This is a genomic window from Methylobacterium sp. AC690, from assembly GCF_979256535.1.
In genome coordinates, this window is sequence record NZ_CEEDOX010000028.1 from 12,655 (window position 1) to 30,955 (window position 18,301).

Annotated in this window: 14 protein-coding genes and 2 pseudogenes; 10 read left to right on the plus strand and 6 right to left on the minus strand. The window is 69.3% G+C overall.

Annotated elements, in window-relative coordinates; all coding sequences use genetic code 11:
- Positions 1–70: 70 nt before the first annotated feature.
- Positions 71–1,108, minus strand: a complete 1,038-nt coding sequence (locus AC0IY1_RS23570) for a polyphosphate kinase 2 family protein (RefSeq protein WP_471772868.1) — start codon at positions 1,106–1,108, stop codon at positions 71–73.
- Positions 1,109–1,244: 136 nt separating this feature from the next.
- On the opposite strand from AC0IY1_RS23570, the gene AC0IY1_RS23575 reads away from it, so the two are divergent.
- From AC0IY1_RS23575 to AC0IY1_RS23585, 3 genes and pseudogenes are all read left to right on the plus strand, one after another.
- Positions 1,245–1,835 (plus strand): histidine phosphatase family protein, encoded by a 591-nt coding sequence (locus AC0IY1_RS23575; protein WP_471772871.1) that lies wholly within the window; start codon positions 1,245–1,247, stop codon positions 1,833–1,835.
- Positions 1,836–1,977: 142 nt separating this feature from the next.
- Positions 1,978–3,849: pseudogene (locus AC0IY1_RS23580) on the plus strand (amino acid adenylation domain-containing protein); the annotation flags it as partial.
- Between the two features lie 117 nt (positions 3,850–3,966).
- A pseudogene (locus tag AC0IY1_RS23585) lies at positions 3,967–6,069 on the plus strand (Pls/PosA family non-ribosomal peptide synthetase); the annotation flags it as partial.
- Positions 6,070–6,165: 96 nt separating this feature from the next.
- Here AC0IY1_RS23585 and AC0IY1_RS23590 read toward each other — a convergent pair.
- Positions 6,166–6,351, minus strand: coding sequence for a DUF3606 domain-containing protein (locus tag AC0IY1_RS23590; RefSeq protein ID WP_471772874.1), 186 nt, complete (start codon positions 6,349–6,351; stop codon positions 6,166–6,168).
- Between the two features lie 66 nt (positions 6,352–6,417).
- Positions 6,418–7,074 (minus strand): alpha/beta hydrolase, encoded by a 657-nt coding sequence (locus tag AC0IY1_RS23595; RefSeq protein ID WP_055954131.1) that lies wholly within the window; start codon positions 7,072–7,074, stop codon positions 6,418–6,420.
- 329 nt (positions 7,075–7,403) lie between these two features.
- Here AC0IY1_RS23595 and AC0IY1_RS23600 point away from each other — a divergent pair, with 329 nt between their 5' ends.
- The 6 genes from AC0IY1_RS23600 to AC0IY1_RS23625 all read left to right on the plus strand — a co-directional run bounded on the left by AC0IY1_RS23600 (position 7,404) and on the right by AC0IY1_RS23625 (position 14,115).
- Complete coding sequence (locus AC0IY1_RS23600) at positions 7,404–8,564, plus strand: cysteine desulfurase family protein (RefSeq protein ID WP_471772876.1); 1,161 nt, start codon at positions 7,404–7,406, stop codon at positions 8,562–8,564.
- Between the two features lie 67 nt (positions 8,565–8,631).
- Positions 8,632–10,101 carry a Fe-S cluster assembly protein SufB gene (gene sufB / locus AC0IY1_RS23605; protein ID WP_103712188.1) on the plus strand — a complete coding sequence of 490 codons (1,470 nt, stop codon included), beginning with the start codon at positions 8,632–8,634 and terminating at the stop codon, positions 10,099–10,101.
- A 170-nt stretch (positions 10,102–10,271) separates the two neighbouring features.
- Positions 10,272–11,024: a Fe-S cluster assembly ATPase SufC gene (sufC, locus tag AC0IY1_RS23610; RefSeq protein WP_055954140.1), complete on the plus strand. Its 753-nt coding sequence runs from the start codon at positions 10,272–10,274 to the stop codon at positions 11,022–11,024.
- A gap of 2 nt (positions 11,025–11,026) precedes the next feature.
- Entirely contained in the window at positions 11,027–12,349 is a 1,323-nt protein-coding gene (sufD, locus tag AC0IY1_RS23615) for a Fe-S cluster assembly protein SufD (protein ID WP_471772879.1), read from the plus strand.
- 72 nt (positions 12,350–12,421) lie between these two features.
- The gene (locus tag AC0IY1_RS23620; RefSeq protein ID WP_471772882.1) at positions 12,422–13,666 is read left to right on the plus strand and encodes a cysteine desulfurase; all 1,245 of its coding nucleotides are present in this window, start codon (positions 12,422–12,424) and stop codon (positions 13,664–13,666) included.
- Between the two features lie 68 nt (positions 13,667–13,734).
- The gene (locus AC0IY1_RS23625) at positions 13,735–14,115 is read left to right on the plus strand and encodes an SUF system Fe-S cluster assembly protein (protein WP_055954150.1); all 381 of its coding nucleotides are present in this window, start codon (positions 13,735–13,737) and stop codon (positions 14,113–14,115) included.
- 6 nt (positions 14,116–14,121) lie between these two features.
- On the opposite strand, the gene AC0IY1_RS23630 is transcribed toward AC0IY1_RS23625, so the two are convergent.
- Positions 14,122–14,718: a Uma2 family endonuclease gene (locus AC0IY1_RS23630; protein ID WP_471772885.1), complete on the minus strand. Its 597-nt coding sequence runs from the start codon at positions 14,716–14,718 to the stop codon at positions 14,122–14,124.
- A 155-nt stretch (positions 14,719–14,873) separates the two neighbouring features.
- Here AC0IY1_RS23630 and AC0IY1_RS23635 point away from each other — a divergent pair, with 155 nt between their 5' ends.
- Positions 14,874–15,251 (plus strand): HesB/IscA family protein, encoded by a 378-nt coding sequence (locus AC0IY1_RS23635; RefSeq protein ID WP_055954156.1) that lies wholly within the window; start codon positions 14,874–14,876, stop codon positions 15,249–15,251.
- Positions 15,252–15,272: 21 nt separating this feature from the next.
- Here AC0IY1_RS23635 and AC0IY1_RS23640 read toward each other — a convergent pair whose 3' ends face one another.
- A complete protein-coding gene (locus AC0IY1_RS23640) occupies positions 15,273–16,367 on the minus strand; it encodes a GGDEF domain-containing protein (RefSeq protein ID WP_471772887.1) in 1,095 nt (364 codons plus the stop codon).
- 105 nt (positions 16,368–16,472) lie between these two features.
- Positions 16,473–18,191: a DEAD/DEAH box helicase gene (locus AC0IY1_RS23645; RefSeq protein WP_471772890.1), complete on the minus strand. Its 1,719-nt coding sequence runs from the start codon at positions 18,189–18,191 to the stop codon at positions 16,473–16,475.
- Between the last annotated feature and the right edge of the window lie 110 nt (positions 18,192–18,301).

An 18,301-nucleotide genomic window follows, 5' to 3' on the forward strand; every position in this document is an offset into this window, starting at 1 on the left:
CGCGCTCCCATCGACCGCTCGGGCCTCGCGAGATCCGGAACGCAACGATGGATTGCGGTGGGGCGCCGGGTCAATCCGGAACGGTCATCCCGGAGATGCCCGTCTGCGCCTCGGGAAATCGCGGATCCATCGCCTCCAGGGTGTCGGCGATGGTGCGGGCGATGAGGAGGTTGCGGTACCACTTCCGGTTGGCCGGGACCACGTGCCAGGGGGCATGCGACGTCGAGCACGCGGTCAGCGCATCCGCGAAGGCCGCCTGGTAGGCGTCCCAGGACCGGCGTTCCACGAGATCGGCCGGATCGAACTTCCAGTGCTTGTCCGGGTTCGCGATGCGCGCCTCGAGCCGCTCCTTCTGCTCGTCCTTCGAGATGTGGAGGAAGAACTTGAGCACGGTGGTGCCGGCGGCGGCGAGCATCCGCTCGAAATCATTGATCTGGTCGTAGCGGGCCCGCCAGACTGGCTCCGGCACGAGATCCTTCACCCGCACCACGAGAACATCCTCGTAATGGCTCCGGTTGAACACGTTGATCATGCCGCGCGCTGGCGCCTTGGCGTGATAGCGCCAGAGGAAGTCGTGGTCGCTCTCCTCGGCGCTGGGCACCTTGAAGGACCACACCCGGCAGCCCTGCGGGTTGACCCCCTCGAACACCGCCCGGATCGTACCGTCCTTGCCGCCCGTGTCGATGGCCTGGAACACCACGAGCAGGCTGCGCTTGTGCTCGGCGTAGAGCCGCTCCTGCAGGGTGGCGATGCGGGCCCGCTCGGTCACCAGCGCCGCCTTGGCCTCCTCCTTGTCGAGGCCGCCATCGGCGTTCGCGTCGATGGCCTCGAGGTCGCAGCGGCTTCCCGGCTGCACCGTGACGATGCCGCCGGCGGCGGGGGCGAGGCGGGGATCGATGGTCTCGCCGGCCGCGGTCGTCCGGCTCTCGGCCTCGCGGGCCCAGTGCGCCGCGGAGGGGGGCCGGTGCCCGGCCCGGCGGGCCTCGGCCTTCTTGTCCGCCTTGCCGCGGGCGGCCTCCTTGCGGTGCGAAACGTCACGCTGCGACGCGGAAGCTCCGGTTTCTCCCGGACTCTGGCCCCGGCGATGCTTGCCGTGATGCTTCGACATGATGAGACTCGCTTCCGCGGTGGACGGCGGACGGGGGCGGCCGCCGAGATGCAGGGCCAGGATGTGCAAGGCCAGGATGTGAGTGCGAAAACGATAGCCCGGCTCGGCCGTTCCGCCGAACGGCGGGCGTGAGGCCGTGAATCCGATCTACTTCATCCGCCACGGCCAGACCGATTGGAACGCGGAGGGACGCCTCCAGGGCCAGCGGGACATCGACCTGAACGCCGAGGGCCTGCGTCAGGCCGGGGCCGTGGCCGAGCGTCTCGCCGCGGCGGCCGGCGGTGCCGACCTCGCCGCCATGGACTTCGTCGCCAGTCCCCTCACGCGGACCCGCCGGACCATGGAGACGCTGCGGGCGGCCCTGGCCCTCGAACCGGAAGGCTATCGCCGCGATCCGCGCCTGGCGGAGATCAGCTTCGGCGCCTGGGAGGGCTCGACCTGGGCCGAGATCCGGCGCTGGGATCCGGCCGGCGCCCTGGCCCGCGACCGCGACCGCTGGGGCTATCGTCCGCCCGGCGGCACCGGCGAGAGCTATGCCATGCTGGTGGAGCGGGTCACGCCCGCCATCACCGGACTGACGCGGCCCACCGTGATCGTCGCCCATGGCGGCGTCGCCCGGGCGATCCTGGTGATCCGGGGTCACCTCGGCATCCGCGACGCGCCCCGCATCGGAATTCGACAGGGCAGCGTCCTCATCCTCGACCGGGCCGGCTGGCGCTGGGCCTGACCGGCCTCGCCTGCGCGTTCAACCCCGGTTCAAGCCGGCCGCCCAAACGTGCTAGACGCGCCGTGATTTCGGCGCGATCCGGGCGCCTACCCGGCCAAAAGGACGGTTCCCGATCGATCGGGCGCCGGCAGCGGAGCAACGGATGACCAGTCTCGCCGAGACGACCCGGCCCCGGGCGGCAGCGCGCGGGCCTCAGGACACGAGTCCGTCGACGGACGCGGCCGGCCCGCGGGCGGTCCTGCGCGGCGCGGTCCGCCCCGACCTCATCCGCGACGAGACCCTGGGCGAGATCTTCCGCGCGAGCGCCGCGGCACGCCCGGATCATCCGGCCCTGGTCGACGGCGCCCGGACCGGTCCCGACGGCGCCCATCCGGCCTTCACCTATGCGGAGGTCGAGGCCCAGGCCGGTGCGATCGCCCGCGGCCTCGCCCACCGGGGCATCGGCCCCGGCGACGTGGTCGGCCTCTGGATGGCACGGGGCCCCGACCTGCTGATCGCCCAGATCGGCATCACCCTGTCGGGGGCGGCCTGGCTGCCCTTCGATGCCGAGGCCCCGGCCGACCGCGTCGCGGTCTGCCTGGAGGATGCCCAGGCCAAGGCCCTCCTCGTCTCGACCGCCCTGGAACCGCAGGCCCCCGCCGGCACGCCGAGCCTGACGGTCGCGGGACTCGCGTCCGCGACGCCGGCGGAGGCCGTGCTCCCGGACCTGCGCGCGGCGGGCCTGACGCCGGAACACCCGGCCTACCTCATCTACACCTCGGGCTCGACCGGCGTGCCGAAGGGCATCGTCATCAGCCACGCCAACATCTGCCACTTCCTGCGCTCGGGGAACGCCCTCTACGGGATGCGACCGGACGACGTGGTGTTCCAGGGCGCCTCCGTGGCCTTCGATCTCTCCATGGAGGAGATCTGGGTGCCCTACCTCGTGGGCGCGACGCTGTTCGTGGCCTCACCGGCCATGATGGGCGACGTCGAGAGCCTGCCGGACATCATCGCCCGGGCCGGCGTCACCGTCCTCGACACCGTGCCGACGCTGCTGGCGATGATCTCCCGGGACCTGCCCACGGTGCGCCTGGTGCTGCTCGGCGGCGAGGCCCTGCCCGAGCCCCTGGTCGCCCGCTGGGCGAGCGGCGCGCGAAAGCTCTTCAACACCTACGGCCCGACGGAGGCCACGGTGGTGGCCACCGCGGCGGAGATGCAACCCGGCGTGCCCGTGACCATCGGCGGGCCGATCCCGAATTACTCGGTGTATGTCGCGGGCGAGGCGCTCGAGCTTCTCGCGCGGGGGCAGCAGGGCGAACTCCTCATCGGCGGTCCCGGCGTCGCCAAGGGCTACCTGAAGCGCCCCGAGCTGAGCGCGGAAAAATTCATCGCCAACCCCTATGCCTCGGATGGGACCGACCCGGTCCTGTACCGCTCCGGCGACGCGGTCTCCCTCGATGCCGCCGGCAACATCCTGTTCCACGGCCGCATCGACGACCAGGTGAAGATCCGCGGCTTCCGGGTGGAGCTCGGCGAGATCGAGTCGCGCATCCAGGTGCTGCCCGGCATCAACCAGGCGGCGGTGGTGCTGCGCCAGGATGACGGGGTCGACCGCCTCGTCGCCTTCCTGGTGCCCGAGCGCGGCACCGAGATCGACCGGGCCGCCCTGCGCCAGACCCTGGCCGAGCAGATGCCGCCCTACATGGTGCCGGGGCATTTCGAGGGGGTCGCGGTGCTGCCGCGCCTGACCTCGGGCAAGGTCGACCGCAAGGCCCTGCGCATCGCCACCCTCACGGTGGCCGACACCGCGGGCGAGCAGGAGCCGCCGCGCAACGAGACCGAGGCCGCGCTGCTCGCCGCGGCCAACCGCATCTTCGGCAACCAGGCGATCCCCTTCGAGGGCGACTTCTTCGCCGATCTCGGCGGCCACTCGCTGCTGGCCGCCCGCTTCGTCGGCGCGGTCCGTGAGGTGCCGGCGCTGGCCGCCATCACCCTGCAGGACGTCTACGGCCAGCGCACCCTTCGGGCCATGGCGGACACCCTCATCGCCCGCACGGGCGGCGTCGGCACCGAGATGGCGATCCGCGATCTCAGCTTCCCGGCGCCGTCCCTCCGGCGCCGCTTCCTCTGCGGCCTCGCCCAGGCGGCGGCCCTGCCCTTCGTCATCGCGCTGGCCACGGCGCAGTGGCTCGGCATCTTCGTGACCTACCTGCTGCTCACCGGCGGCGGGCTCGGGTTCTTCGGCGAGCTCGGCGTTCTGCTGCTGGTCTATATCGGCATCAACGCCGTCACGGCCGCCATCGCGGTGGCGGCCAAGTGGCTGATCCTCGGGCGAACCCGGCCCGGGCGCTATCCCCTCTGGGGCGTCTACTACTACCGCTGGTGGCTGGCGCAGCGGCTGACGCCGCTCGTCCACATCAAGTGGCTGCAGGGCTCGCCCGCCATCGTGTTCTACCTGCGGCTGCTGGGCGCCGACATCGGCAAGGACGCGCTGATCTCCGACGCGGAGATCGGTGCGCCGGACCTCCTCAGCGTCGGCCCCGGCGCCTCGCTGGGCGGCCGCCTCGTCATCGCCAACGCGGAGGTGGTGGGCGACGCGCTGATCATCGGCCGCGTGCGCATCGGCGCCGACGTCGCCATCGGCGCCTCCTGCGTCATCGGGCCCGACACGGTCCTCGGCGACCATGCCGAGATCGGCGACCTCACCACCATCCCGACCGGAACGCGGGTGGGGGCGGCCGAGATCTGGGACGGCTCGCCCGGGCGCAAGGTCGGCGAGGCCGACCCGGAGGCGCTGCCCGCGCCGGCCGCGGCCTCGCCCCGGCGGCGCTTCGCCTTCGCGGCCCTCTACACCTTCCTCCTGGCGGCGATCCCCGCCATCGGCCTGCTGCCGATCTTCCCGGCCTTCTACATCTTCGACCAGCTCAGCGACTCCCTCGGGGACATCACCGACATCGACTATCACTGGTACCTGCCCCTGCTGACCTGGCCGACCGCCATGCTGATGACGGCGGGCACGGTGCTGCTGATCGCAGCGATCCGCTGGCTGGCGCTGCCCCGCGTCTCCTCGGGCACCCACTCGATCTACAGCGGCTTCTACCTGCGCAAATGGGCCGTGGCCCTGGCCGCGGAGGTGACCCTGGAGACGCTCTCCTCCCTGTTCGCCACCGTCTACATGCGGGCCTGGTACCGCCTGATGGGCGCCCGGATGGGGCAGGGGGCCGAGATCTCCACCAACCTCGCCGGGCGCTACGACCTCGCGGATATCGGCGCGCGCAACTTCATCGCCGACGAGGTGGTGTTCGGCGAGGAGGAGATCCGGCGCGGCTGGATGTCGATGCACGAGGTCCATACCGGCGCGCGCGTCTTCGTCGGCAACGACGCGGTGGTCCCGCCGGGGGCGGTGATCCCCGAGGACGTGCTCATCGGCATCAAGTCGAAGCCGCCCGCGAACGAATTGATGACGCCGGGCGACACCTGGTTCGGCTCGCCGCCGATCAAGCTGCCCTCGCGCCAGCGGGTCGACCTCGGCTCGAACACCCAGACCTACGAGCCCGGCATCGGGCCCAAGCTCCGGCGCGGCATCTTCGAGGCGTTCTCGACCTCGTTCTCGCCGATGCTGTTCATCACCCTCGCGATCTCGGCGATCGATTTCTACTTCTACCCGGCGATCCTGGCCCAGGACTGGACCGGCCTCGCGGTCAGCTTCGTGGCGGTTTCCGTCGCCATCGCCTTCATCCAGTCCTTCACGGTGATCGCGGTGAAGTGGCTGCTGATGGGCGTCTACAAGCCCGGCATGCAACCGATGTGGTCGTGGTGGGCCATGCGCACCGAGGCCGTCGCGGTGCTCTACTGGGGCCTGGCCGGCAAGGTGCTGCTGGAGCACCTCGTGGGCACTCCGTTCCTGCCCTGGATGCTGCGCCTCCTCGGGGTGAAGATCGGGCAGGGCGTCTGCATGCTGACCACCGACATCACCGAGTTCGACTGCGTCACCATCGGCGACTACGCCACCATCAACCGCACCTCCGCCCTGCAGACGCACCTCTACGAGGACCGCATCATGAAGGTCGGCCGGGTCGAGGTCGGCCGGGGCGTGTCGGTCGGCGCCTTCTCGACGGTGCTCTACGACACCAAGGTCGGCGACTACGCCCGCCTGCGCCCCCTCACCATCGTGATGAAGGGCGAGTCGATCCCGGCCCATTCGGAGTGGGAGGGAGCCCCGGCGGTGCCTGTGGTGCACGCAGCGGCGTAAGAACGGAACTACGATAAAAAACGGCGGCGCTCCTTTTGCAGAGCGCCGCCGCTTATCAACTCGATCGATGTTCGTTGTGACGACTCAGCTGGACCGCTAAGGCCATCTCTTACCAAGGCACTGAGCAACCTTCGCTGTTCCGTTTCCGACGCGACTCACGCAGGCACGGAGTTGCTCTTCCGTAACGTTGAATCGGTTCGTCCAGTAGCGGATCTCCCAGGCCTCGCTAAGGCTTACCTTGCTCGGATCCTCCGGACCGCGACGTTCCAAATCATCATTCATGACGCTTCCTCAGGTTGCGCCATGAAGGATAGTCCTCCCTTAAATCAACTTCAAGTAGCACAATCCCTAGGCCACGTCGGGCTTCGGGCCGAGGCGCTTGTCGAGGTAGGTGTCGACGGTCTGGGTCAGCTCGTCGACCTTGCCGTCGAAGAAGTGGTTCGCGCCCTCCACCATCTGGTGCTCGATGATGACACCCTTCTGGGTCTTCACCTTCTCGATCACCGGCATGACCTCGCGGGCCGGGGCGACCCGGTCCTCGGAGCCGTGCACGAACAGGCCCGAGGACGGGCAGGGCGCCAGGAAGGTGAAGTCGTAACGGTTGGCCATCGCGGCGATCGAGATGAAGCCCTCGATCTCGGGGCGGCGCATCAGCAGCTGCATGCCGATCCAGGAGCCGAACGAGACGCCGGCGATCCAGCAGGCGCGGGCTTCCGGGTTCACCGACTGCACCCAGTCGAGGGCCGAGGCCGCGTCGGACAGCTCGCCCGTGCCGTGGTCGAACGCGCCCTGGCTGCGGCCGACGCCGCGGAAGTTGAAGCGCAGGGCCGCGAAGCCGCGATTGGCGAAGGTGTAGAAGAGATTGTACACGATTTGATTGTTCATCGTGCCCCCGAATTGCGGGTGCGGATGCAGCACGATCGCGATCGGAGCGCCCTTCTTCTTAGGGGCCTGGTAGCGCCCCTCGAGACGGCCGGCGGGACCGGTGAAGATGACTTCGGGCATGGAAACCAACACTCCTGAGCGGATGTCCCGGGCGGGCATCGCGCGGTGGATCGCCGACGCGATGGCAACACGCGCGCGTCCGACGCCTGGGCAAAGCCGTGAGGCGTGCCTTGACTCGTCCGGCCACGAACCTAAAAGCGCTCTTAGAATAATTCTAGCGAACTAGAATTATTCTAAACAAGCGTCGGTCGAGCCAGCTTCGGATCGGCGCGTTCCCCGCACGACGGGTGACCGGAACACGTATCGTGTCCGCGCCTTAGCATGATCGTGGGGGGCAAAAGCAAGGATTTGTCGCTTTCGCACTTGACGCCGCCAGTGGTTTTTCCCGGATGACTTCGCCCCGCGCCTATCTCGACCACAATGCGACCTCACCGGTTCGGCCGGAGGTGGCGGCTGCCGTGGCGCAGGCGCTGAGCCTGCCGGGGAACCCCTCGTCGGTGCACGCGGAGGGCCGGGCGGCGCGCGCCGCCCTGGAGCGCGCCCGCGACGCTGTGGCCCGGCGGGTCGGTGCGGGTGGGGGACGCGTGGTGTTCACGAGCGGCGGCACCGAGGCGGCCAACGCGGTCCTGTCCGGCGCCCTGGCGCGGGCGGGTTATTCCGCACCAACACGCCTCCTCCTCGGCGCCACCGAGCACCCCTGCGTCTCGGACGGCCACCGCTTCCCGGCGGAGGCAGTCGACCGCGTGCCGGTGGACGCCGCGGGCCTGGTCGATCTCGGCGCGCTGGAGAGGCTGCTGCGCCGGCATGCCGACGCGGACGTGCTGATCTCGATCCATGCGGCCAACAACGAGACCGGCGTGATCCAGCCGCTGGCGGCGATCGTGGCCCTGGCCCGGGCGCATGGCCGCGCCCTGGTGCACACGGACGCGGTCCAGGCCATCGGCAAGATCCCCCTGGACATGGCCGCCCTCGGCCTCGACGCCCTCAGCCTCTCGGGCCACAAGTTCGGCGCCCCGAAGGGCATCGGCGCCCTGGTACTCGCCGCGGGCGTGACTCTCAGCACGGGCTTCCTGCGCGGGGGCGGCCAGGAGGCGCGCCTGCGCGGCGGCACCGAGAACCTGCCCGGCATCGTCGGGCTCGGGGTCGCGGCGGACCTGGCCGATCCCGCATCCGCGGACCGCCTCGCGGATCTGCGCGACGGCCTCGAGGCGGGCCTGCGGGCCTGCGCGCCCGACCTCGTCGTGTTCGGCGCCGGCGCCCCGCGCCTGCCCAACACCCTGTGCTTCGCCGTTCCGGGGATCGATGCCCCGACGGCGCTGATGACGCTCGACCTGTCGGGCGTCGCGATCTCGTCCGGCTCGGCCTGCGCCTCCGGCAAGGTCGCCCGCTCGCCCGTCCTCGCAGCCATGGGCGTCACCCCTGCGCTGGCCGCAGGGGCCCTGCGCGTGAGCCTCGGGTGGAACAGCACCGAAAGCGACGCAGCGCGGTGTCGCGCCGCCTGCGAACGCCTGGTGGAGACCCTATATCGACGGCAGGGGCACGCGGCGTGAGTGCCGCCTTCCCAAGCCATCCGACCCACACCCGGCCCTTGACGCCGGGCATGTCAGGAGACGTTTAATGCCTGCAGTGCAGGAAACCATCGACCGGGTCCGCTCGATCGACCTCGACCAGTACAAGTACGGGTTCGAGACCACCATCGAGATGGAGAAGTCCGAGAAGGGCATCTCCGAGGACGTGATCCGCTACATCTCGGCCAAGAAGGACGAGCCCGAGTGGATGCTGGCCTGGCGCCTGGACGCCTACAAGCGCTGGCAGACCATGCAGGAGCCCGCCTGGGCGCGGGTCTCCTACGACAAGGTCGACTACAAGAACATCTACTACTACGCGGCTCCGAAGCGTCCGGCGGCCCTGTCCCTGGACGAGATCGATCCCGAGATTCTGAAGACCTACGAGAAGCTCGGAATCCCGCTGCGCGAAGTCGAGGTGCTGGAAGGTATCGCCCCCGAGCGCCGGGTCGCGGTCGACGCCGTGTTCGATTCGGTCTCGGTGGCCACCACCTTCAAGGCCGAGCTGTCGAAGGCCGGCGTGATCTTCATGCCGATCTCCGAGGCTATCCGCGAGTACCCTGACCTGGTGCGCAAGTACCTCGGCTCGGTCGTGCCCGTGACCGACAACTTCTTCGCGACCCTGAACTCGGCGGTCTTCTCCGACGGCTCGTTCGTCTACATCCCGCCGGGCGTGCGTTGCCCGATGGAGCTGTCGACCTACTTCCGCATCAACGAGCGCGACACCGGCCAGTTCGAGCGCACGCTGATCATCGCCGACAAGGGCTCGTACGTCTCGTACCTCGAGGGCTGCACCGCCCCGAAGCGCGACGACAACCAGCTCCATGCCGCCGTGGTCGAGCTCGTGGCCCTCGACGACGCCGAGATCAAGTACTCGACCGTCCAGAACTGGTACCCGGGCGACAACGAGGGCAAGGGCGGGATCTACAACTTCGTGACGAAGCGCGGCGATTGCCGCGGCGCCAACTCGAAGATCTCCTGGACGCAGGTCGAGACCGGTTCGGCGATCACCTGGAAGTACCCATCCTGCATCCTGCGCGGCGACAATTCCCGCGGCGAGTTCTACTCGATCGCGGTGTCGAACGGCATGCAGCAGGTCGATTCCGGCACCAAGATGATCCACCTCGGCAAGAACACCACCAGCCGGATCATCTCGAAGGGCATCTCGGCCGGGCGCTCGCAGAACACCTACCGGGGCCTCGTCTCGGCGCACCGGAAGGCGACGGGCGCACGCAACTTCACCAACTGCGACTCGCTCCTCATCGGCGACCAGTGCGGCGCGCACACCGTGCCGTACATCGAGTCCAAGAACTCGTCGGCCCAGTTCGAGCACGAGGCCACCACCTCGAAGATCTCGGAAGACCAGATGTTCTACTGCCAGCAGCGCGGCCTCTCCAACGAGGAGGCGACCGCGCTCATCGTCAACGGCTTCGTCCGCGACGTGCTGCAGCAGCTGCCGATGGAGTTCGCCGTCGAGGCCCAGAAGCTGATCTCGATCAGCCTCGAAGGCTCGGTGGGCTAGGATCGCCTCGACCGCGTCCGGCGCGCACTTCCCCTCTCCCGACTGCGGGAGAGGGTGGCCCGCCTGCTTCGGAGGCACCTTTCCCCCACCCGCCTGCTTCGCAGGCCCCCTCCGCCGTCGGAGCGGAAGGGTCGCTCCGCGTATCAAGTTTTAGAACGGACTATGCTGCAATGATCGAAATCAAGAACCTCGTGGTCGCCATCGAGGACAAGCAGATCCTCAACGGCCTCAACCTCACCGTGAACGACGGCGAAGTCGCCGCCATCATGGGCCCGAACGGCTCGGGCAAGTCGACCTTGTCCTACGTCATCGCGGGCAAGGAAGATTACGACGTCCTCGACGGCGAGATCCTGCTCGACGGCGAGAACATCCTCGAGATGAGCCCCGACGAGCGCGCGGCCTCGGGCGTGTTCCTGGCCTTCCAGTACCCGCTGGAGATCCCGGGCGTCGGCACCATGACCTTCCTCAAGGCGACCCTGAACGCCCAGCGCCGCGCGCGGGGCGAGGGCGAGCTCACGACCCCCGACTTCATCCGCCGGGTGAACGCCGCGGCGGAGAAGCTCGAGATCAACAAGGACATGCTCAAGCGCGCCCTCAACGTCGGATTCTCCGGCGGCGAGAAGAAGCGCATGGAGATCCTGCAGATGGCCCTGCTGGAGCCGAAGTTCTGCGTCCTCGACGAGACCGATTCCGGCCTCGACATCGATGCCCTGCGCATCGTCTCCGAGGGCGTCAACGCCCTGCGCGCCCAGGGGCGCTCCTTCCTGGTCATCACCCATTACCAGCGCCTGCTGAACCACATCGTGCCGGACGTCGTCCACGTGATGTCCCAGGGCCGCATCGTGAAGTCTGGCGGCAAGGAGCTCGCCCTCGAGCTCGAGGCCTCCGGCTACGCCGAGTACCGCACCGGGGAGGCCGCCTGATCATGGCCGACATCACCTCCCTCCGCACTGCGGCCGAGACCGGGCTGTCCAAGCTCTTCGAAGCCACCAAGATGAAGTACCCCACGGGCGTCTCGATCGCCCGCGAGGAGGCGTTCCGCTACTTCGAGGCGGTCGGCCTGCCCACCCGCCGCGTCGAGGCGTTCAAGTACACCGACCTGCGCTCGGCCTTCCGTGACGCGGCCCATCCGGCCGAGATGCCCTCCGCCGAGGTCGCCCAGGCGGCCGTGGCTAGCGCCAAGGGCTTTGCCGGGATCGAGGCCGTGCGCCTCAGCTTCGTCAACGGCCACCTGATCGAGGCCGAATCCGACCTCGGCCGCATTCCCGCTGGCGTCACCGTCACGCCCCTGACCCGGGCGCTGACCGAGGGCCACGCGCTCCTCGACCGGCTGACGCCGGTGCGCCAGGCCTCCGAGAACCCGATCTACCAGCTCAACACCGCCTTCCTGGCGGATGGTGTGCTGATCGCCGTGGAGCCCGGCGCCAAGGTCGAGACCCCGCTGCACCTGCGCTTCGTCGCCGCCGGAAGCCAGGACTTCTCCACCGCCACCCGCGCCCTCGTGGTGCTGGGGGAGGGCGCCGAGGTCATGGTGCTGGAGAGCCACGAGGGGCCGGACGGCGTCGCCTACCAGCCCAACGACGCCCTCGACGTGACGGTGGCCGACGACGCCACCTTCCGGCATGCCCGCCTGAACGCCGAGGGCCGCGAGACCGTGGCCCTCTCGACGCTCTCGGTGAAGCTCGGCGCGGCCTCGGCGGTCGAGACCGTCAACGTGGTCGTCGGCGGTGTGCTCTCGCGCCACCAGGTCTACCTGAACTTCGCCGGGGCCGACGGCCGCGCGGTGGTGAACGGGGCGGCCATGCTCAACGGCCGGCAGCTCGCCGACACCACCTTCCTGGCCGACCATGCCGGCACCGGCGGCGTCAGCCGCGAGCTGTTCAAGACCGTGGTGGACGGCGAGGCCACGGGCGTGTTCCAGGGCAAGATCATCGTCCAGCAGGCGGCCCAGAAGACCGACGGCAAGATGATGTCGGCCTGCCTCATCCTGTCCGACGACGGGCAGATGATGAACAAGCCCGAGCTGGAGATCTTCGCCGACGACGTCGCCTGCGGCCACGGTGCCACCTGCGGCGCCCTCGACGAGGACCTGCTGTTCTACCTGATGCAGCGCGGGCTGCCGAAGGCCCAGGCCGAGAGCCTGCTGGTCCAGGCCTTCCTCGGCGCGGCCATCGAGTCGGTCAGCCACGACGGCGCCCGCGAGGCGCTGGTCGGCACCATTGAGGCGTGGCTCGCGGCGCGCGGCTGATCGCACCCCGCCAACGGCCCTTCCCCGCCACGGGGGAGGGCCGCGCGCGTCCGACACCACACAGGTCCACCCATGAACGCACCCGTCCCGAACACTCCCTACGACGTCGAGGCGATCCGGGCCCAGTTCCCGATCCTCGCCGAGAAGGTCTATGGCCGGCCGCTCGTCTATCTCGACAACGCGGCCTCGTCACAGAAGCCGCGCGCCGTCATCGACGCCATGGTGACCTGCATGGAGACGGGCTACGCCAACGTCCATCGCGGCCTGCACTTCATGGCGAACGCCGCCACGGAGGGCTTCGAGGGCGCGCGCGAGACCACGCGGCAGTTCCTCAACGCCGACTCCACCGACGAGATCATCTTCACCCGCAACGCCACCGAGGCCTACAACCTCGTGGCTTCGTCCATGGGCTGGGCCGGCCTGATCGGGGAGGGGGATGAGATCATCCTCTCGATCATGGAGCACCATTCCAACATCGTGCCCTGGCACTTCCTGCGCGAGCGGCGGGGGGCGGTGATCAAGTGGGCGCCCGTGGACGACGCGGGCAACTTCCTCGTCGAGGAGTACGAGAAGCTGTTCACGCCCCGCACCAAGATGGTGGCGATCACCCACATGTCGAACGTGCTGGGCACGGTAACGCCGGCCCGGGAAATCGTGCGCATCGCCCATGCCCACGGCGTCCCGGTGCTCCTGGACGGGGCCCAGAGCGCCGTCCACACGCCGATCGACGTGAAGGCGCTCGACTGCGACTTCTTCGTCTTCACCGGCCACAAGGTCTACGGCCCCACCGGCATCGGCGTCCTCTACGGCAAGAAGGAATGGCTGGAGCGGCTCCCCCCCTACCAGGGCGGCGGCGAGATGATCCGCACGGTCAGCCAGGACTCGGTCACCTACAACGATCCGCCGCACCGCTTCGAGGCCGGCACGCCCGCGATCGTCGAGGCGGTGGGCCTCGGCGCCGCGCTCGAATTCATGATGGGCGTCGGGCGCGACCGGATCGCCGCCCACGAGGCGTCCCTGCTGGCCTACGCGCAGGATCGCCTCGGCGCGATGAATTCCGTGCGGATGATCGGGACGGCCCGGGACAAGGGCGGCGTCATCGCCTTCGAGATGAAGGGGGCGCATGCCCACGACATCGCCACCGTGATCGACCGCTACGGCGTCGCGATCCGGGCGGGGACGCACTGCGCCATGCCTCTTCTCACCCGCTTCGGCGCGACCTCCACCTGTCGCGCCTCCTTCGGCCTGTATAATACCACGCAGGAAGTGGACGCCCTCGCCGAGGCCTTGGCCAAGGCCGAGATGATGTTCGCCTGACGCATTCCGGCGGCGCGCGGGTCGCGGAAGCGCGATCCGGGGCGCCGCCCCGAGACGAGGACACACCCATGAGCGATTCGGCCATCACCGGCGGGGCCAATACCCCCACCATCGCGAGCGACTCGGCGATCCCGCCCGAGGAGCTCGACCGCCTGACCGACGACATCGTGGTCGCCCTGAAGAGCGTCTACGATCCCGAGATCCCGGCCGACATCTACGAGCTCGGCCTGATCTACAAGGTCGACATCGCCGACGACCGCAAGGTGGCCATCGACATGACCCTCACCGCGCCGGGCTGCCCCGTCGCCGGCGAGATGCCGGGCTGGGTCGAGACCGCCGTGGCCGCCGTGCCGGGCGTGCAGTCCTGCGCCGTCACCATGGTGTTCGACCCGCCGTGGGACCAGAGCCGGATGTCCGACGAAGCCCGCGTCGCCCTGGACATGTGGTAGCGGGGATCAGCCTGCGCCGGCGAGATCCCGGCGCGGCGGGAAGCTCAAGCCGTCATAGATCTCCGCCAGCGACAGGGTCGCGCCGATCTCCGGGAGGGCGATGACGGCATCGAGCCCCTCAAAGGTCTCGATGTCCCATCCGTCGCCGAGGCGCCGGTAGAGCAGGGCCTGCGGCTTCAGCGTCTCGACGAGGAGAATGTAGGCCAGGGTCGGGTGGCGCTTGTATTCCTCGACTTTCCGCGTCTGGTCGATCGTCGTGGTCGATGGCGATGCCACCTCGACCACCAGCTTCGGCTCCCGCGCCTCGTAAGTATCCGGCACCAGAGGCGCGCATTCGACCATCACATCGGGCCTGCGCAGGCCCCGGATGCTGGTCCGGAGCGCAATATCGGCGGTCGTCGGACGGCAGGATGTCCCACGCAACTGCGTCCCGAGACTGACGATGACGTTCACCGTCGCCCGATCGTGCTGCATGCTGGCTCCGGTCATCATCCGATGCCGCGGCACCGGCTGACCGTCGACGAGTTCGTAGAGCTCGTCCTGATCGCGCTGCCAGACGAAGAAATCCTCGGGTGTCATGGTAAGGCGTGCGGAGTCGGCCATGACGATCGTTCCCTGCCTTCCCTCATACCACTCTACCACACGGCATCGCTTCCTGCGCGGTCGGCCATGGACCGCAGGCTCCGCAATCCTTATCTTAACCGGGTTCAATCACCCTCACCCGCCCGGGCCTTGAACCCGGCCGTCGGAGAGACATCATGGCATCGAAGTTCAAGGTCCTGTCGCTGACCGACGCGGCCGCCGACCGGATCAAGGCGATCATCGCGGATGCGGACCAGCCGATCGCGGGCGTCCGGGTCGGCGTGAAGAACGGCGGCTGCGCCGGCATGTCCTACACCATGGAATATGCCGACGGGCAGAAGCCCGGCGAGGACAAGGTCGAGGATCGCGGCGTCACCGTCTTCGTCGATCCGAAGGCGCTGCTGTTCCTGCTGGGGACGCAGATGGACTTCCAGACCAACAAGCTCTCGTCGCAGTTCGTGTTCAACAACCCGAACCAGACCTCGGCCTGCGGCTGCGGCGAGTCCGTGGCGATCACCCCGGTGAACCCCGAGGCGGTCCACGCCGGCGCCTGAGGCGCCCGGCCGGACGCAGGGTCAGGCGACGCTCGACAGATCCGCGACGCCCGACGCGTCCATGTCGGCGTCGTCGACCGTGCGGTTGCGGCCGTCGCGCTTGGCCCTGAACATGCACTGGTCGGCACGCTCGAGCAGGGACACTGCGGTGTCGCCCGGGCGATGCACCGCGACCCCCAGGGAGATCGTGATCTTGCCGAGCGATTCGCCGGTGGAGCGCTTCACGAGTTCACGGGCCATCACACTGGTTCGCACCGTCTCCGCAACCGCGTAGGCCGCCGTCCGGCTGGTGGCGGGCAGCAGCATGGCGAATTCCTCGCCGCCGAAGCGGGCGAGGACGGCGCGGGTGTTGACGTGCTCGCGCATGACCATGGCCACGAGGCGCAACACCTGGTCGCCGGTGATGTGGCCGTAGACGTCGTTGAAGCGCTTGAACGAGTCGACGTCGACGACGATGAGGCAGGCCGGCGCCGCGGGGGAAGCCCCCTGCACCAGCTGGTACAGGCTATCCTCGAAGTGCTTGCGGTTCGACAATCCCGTGAGCGGATCGGTGAGACTCTCGAGGCGGGTCGCCTCCAGGGTCTCGCGCAGGGTCTCGATCTCGCGCCGGCTCTCGCGCATCCGCGCCTCGAGGGTACGGTTGTTGGCCGTGACCTCGCGGGTGGTCGCCACCAGGGCGGCCACGATGGCGTGCACGCTGGCCGCGGTCGGGACCGTCCCGTCGAGATCCTTGGCCAGATCGCGCAGCGACGCATCGTACTGGGCGGTCGAGCCGAGGGAGAGATCCAGCACCTCCATCACCCCCGCGATCTCCGACAGCACGCTGCTGCTCGCGCGCTCGGTGGCGGAGGACAGGCGGGAGGGATCGAGATAGGCCGCGTAGAGGCCGTCGATATCCGCCTCGGTCAGGCGCCCGGAGACCGCCGTCAGGCGCTTCAGAGCGTCGTTCATGTGTGGCTGCGTGCCGGAGACGTAGGCGTACCAGACCGCGTAGGCGCGCGGCTCCGCCGACGGTCCATAATCACGGATCAGCGCGTTGGCACGCTCGGCCAGCGCAAAGCTCCGTTCGTGGTCGCCCTGACTGCCGCCCATCGTTCGTCCAACCGTCTCATCCATCCGGCCCAATCCCGGAGCGGAGCGTTTCCGCAGGATCGCATCATGCGGAAACGTTCGTGGAGATGCGGTTAAGGTTCGCCCGGGCGAACGACTTATGGGGTCACGTTACTTTGAGGGTTTGACCACGGCCGGACGCAACAGAAAGGCCGGCACGTGCGAGCCGAGACCGACGGGCGTGTCGCCCTCGTCCTCGTCGCCGCGCCGCCGCGGCGCGCGACGCTCGTCGCGGGGCCGCTCGGCCGTGCGCTCGGGCCGGGGGGCCCGCTGCGGAGCCTGGGCCGCGGGTGCGGCGGCGACGTCCTGCGCGATCTCCGTCTCCGGGGCCGCACGCTCGGACGAACCCCGGCGGGACGACCGCCCGCTCCGTCCGTCCCGGCGTCCCTCCCGCCTGGGCGCGCGCGCCTCGGCGGACACCTCCGGCCGGTCGCCGGCCTCGGGCCTCCCCTCAGAGCGGACGCTCTCGGCCTTCGGCTCCGAGCGGCCGGCCGATGCGGCCCGTCCCTCGGGATTCCGGCTCTCGGACGTGCGGGCTTCGGACGTCCGGCCCTCGGAAGTCCGGCTCTCGGAAGTCCGGCCCTCGGGCTTGCGACCCTCGGAGCGGCGGGCCTCGCCGCCGCGAACCTGCCGGCCGGTCTTGCCGCGGTAACGCGTGCGGGTCGACTCGCCTTCCGCCGAGGGGCTGGATTCGGGCACCGAGGCGAGGTCGCCCTCCGCCCAGGGAATCGGCTGGCCGATCAGCGCCTCGATGGCGTGGAGCGACCGTTCGTCGGCCCGGCTGACCAGGGTGAAGGCGTTGCCGGCGCGACCGGCGCGGCCGGTGCGGCCGATGCGGTGCACGTAGTCTTCCGGATGATGCGGTACGTCGAAGTTGAAGACGTGGCTCACCGCCGGGATGTCGAGGCCACGCGCCGCCACGTCGCTGGCCACCAGGAGCGGAACCTCGCCCGAGCGGAACCCGTCGAGGGCGATGGTGCGGGCCCGCTGGTCCATGTCGCCGTGCAGGGCAGCCACGTTGAAGCCGTGGCTCGCCAGGGACTTCTGCAGCAGCGCCACGTCGCGCTTGCGGTTGCAGAAGATGATGCCGTTGTTCAGTTCGGCCTCGCCCCGGATCAGGCGGCGCAGGAGGTCGCGCTTCTCGTGCCCCTCGGAACTCGTCGCCACGAGCTTCTGCACGATGGTCGAGGCGGTGGAGGCGGGCCGGGCCACCTCGATCCGCTGCGGCGTGTGCAGGAACATGTCGGCCAGCCGCTCGATCTCCGGCGGCATGGTGGCGGAGAAGAACAGAGTCTGGCGCGTGAAGGGTACCATCTTCACGATGCGTTCGATGTCGGGGATGAAGCCCATGTCGAGCATGCGGTCGGCCTCGTCGATGACGAGGAGCTCGACGCCCGTGAGCAGCAGCTTGCCGCGCTCGAAATGATCGAGGAGCCGGCCCGGCGTCGCGATCAGCACATCGGTGCCGCGCATCAGCTTGGCGTCCTGCTCCGCGAAGGAGACGCCGCCGATGATGAGGGCGACGTTGAGCTTGTGGTTGATGCCGTAGCGGTCGAAATTCTCCACCACCTGGGCCGCGAGCTCGCGGGTCGGCTCCAGGATCAGCGTGCGCGGCATGCGGGCCCGGGCGCGGCCGTTCTCCAGCAGCGTCAGCATCGGCAGCGTGAAGGCCGCCGTCTTGCCGGTGCCGGTCTGGGCGATGCCGAGGACGTCGCGGCGCGCGAGCACGTGGGGGATGGCCTGGGCCTGGATCGGCGTGGGCTCGGAATAACCGGCCGCCGTGACGGCCTGGAGGACCTTGTCGCTCAATCCGAGGTCGGCAAAAGACATATTCTATGAGAACCGTTGCGCGCGGGAATGGACCAACCGGCGCGGAGGACATCGACACGGCGACGGCTGGCATCAGGGGCGGCTTCGACACACGACCCGCCGCGCACACG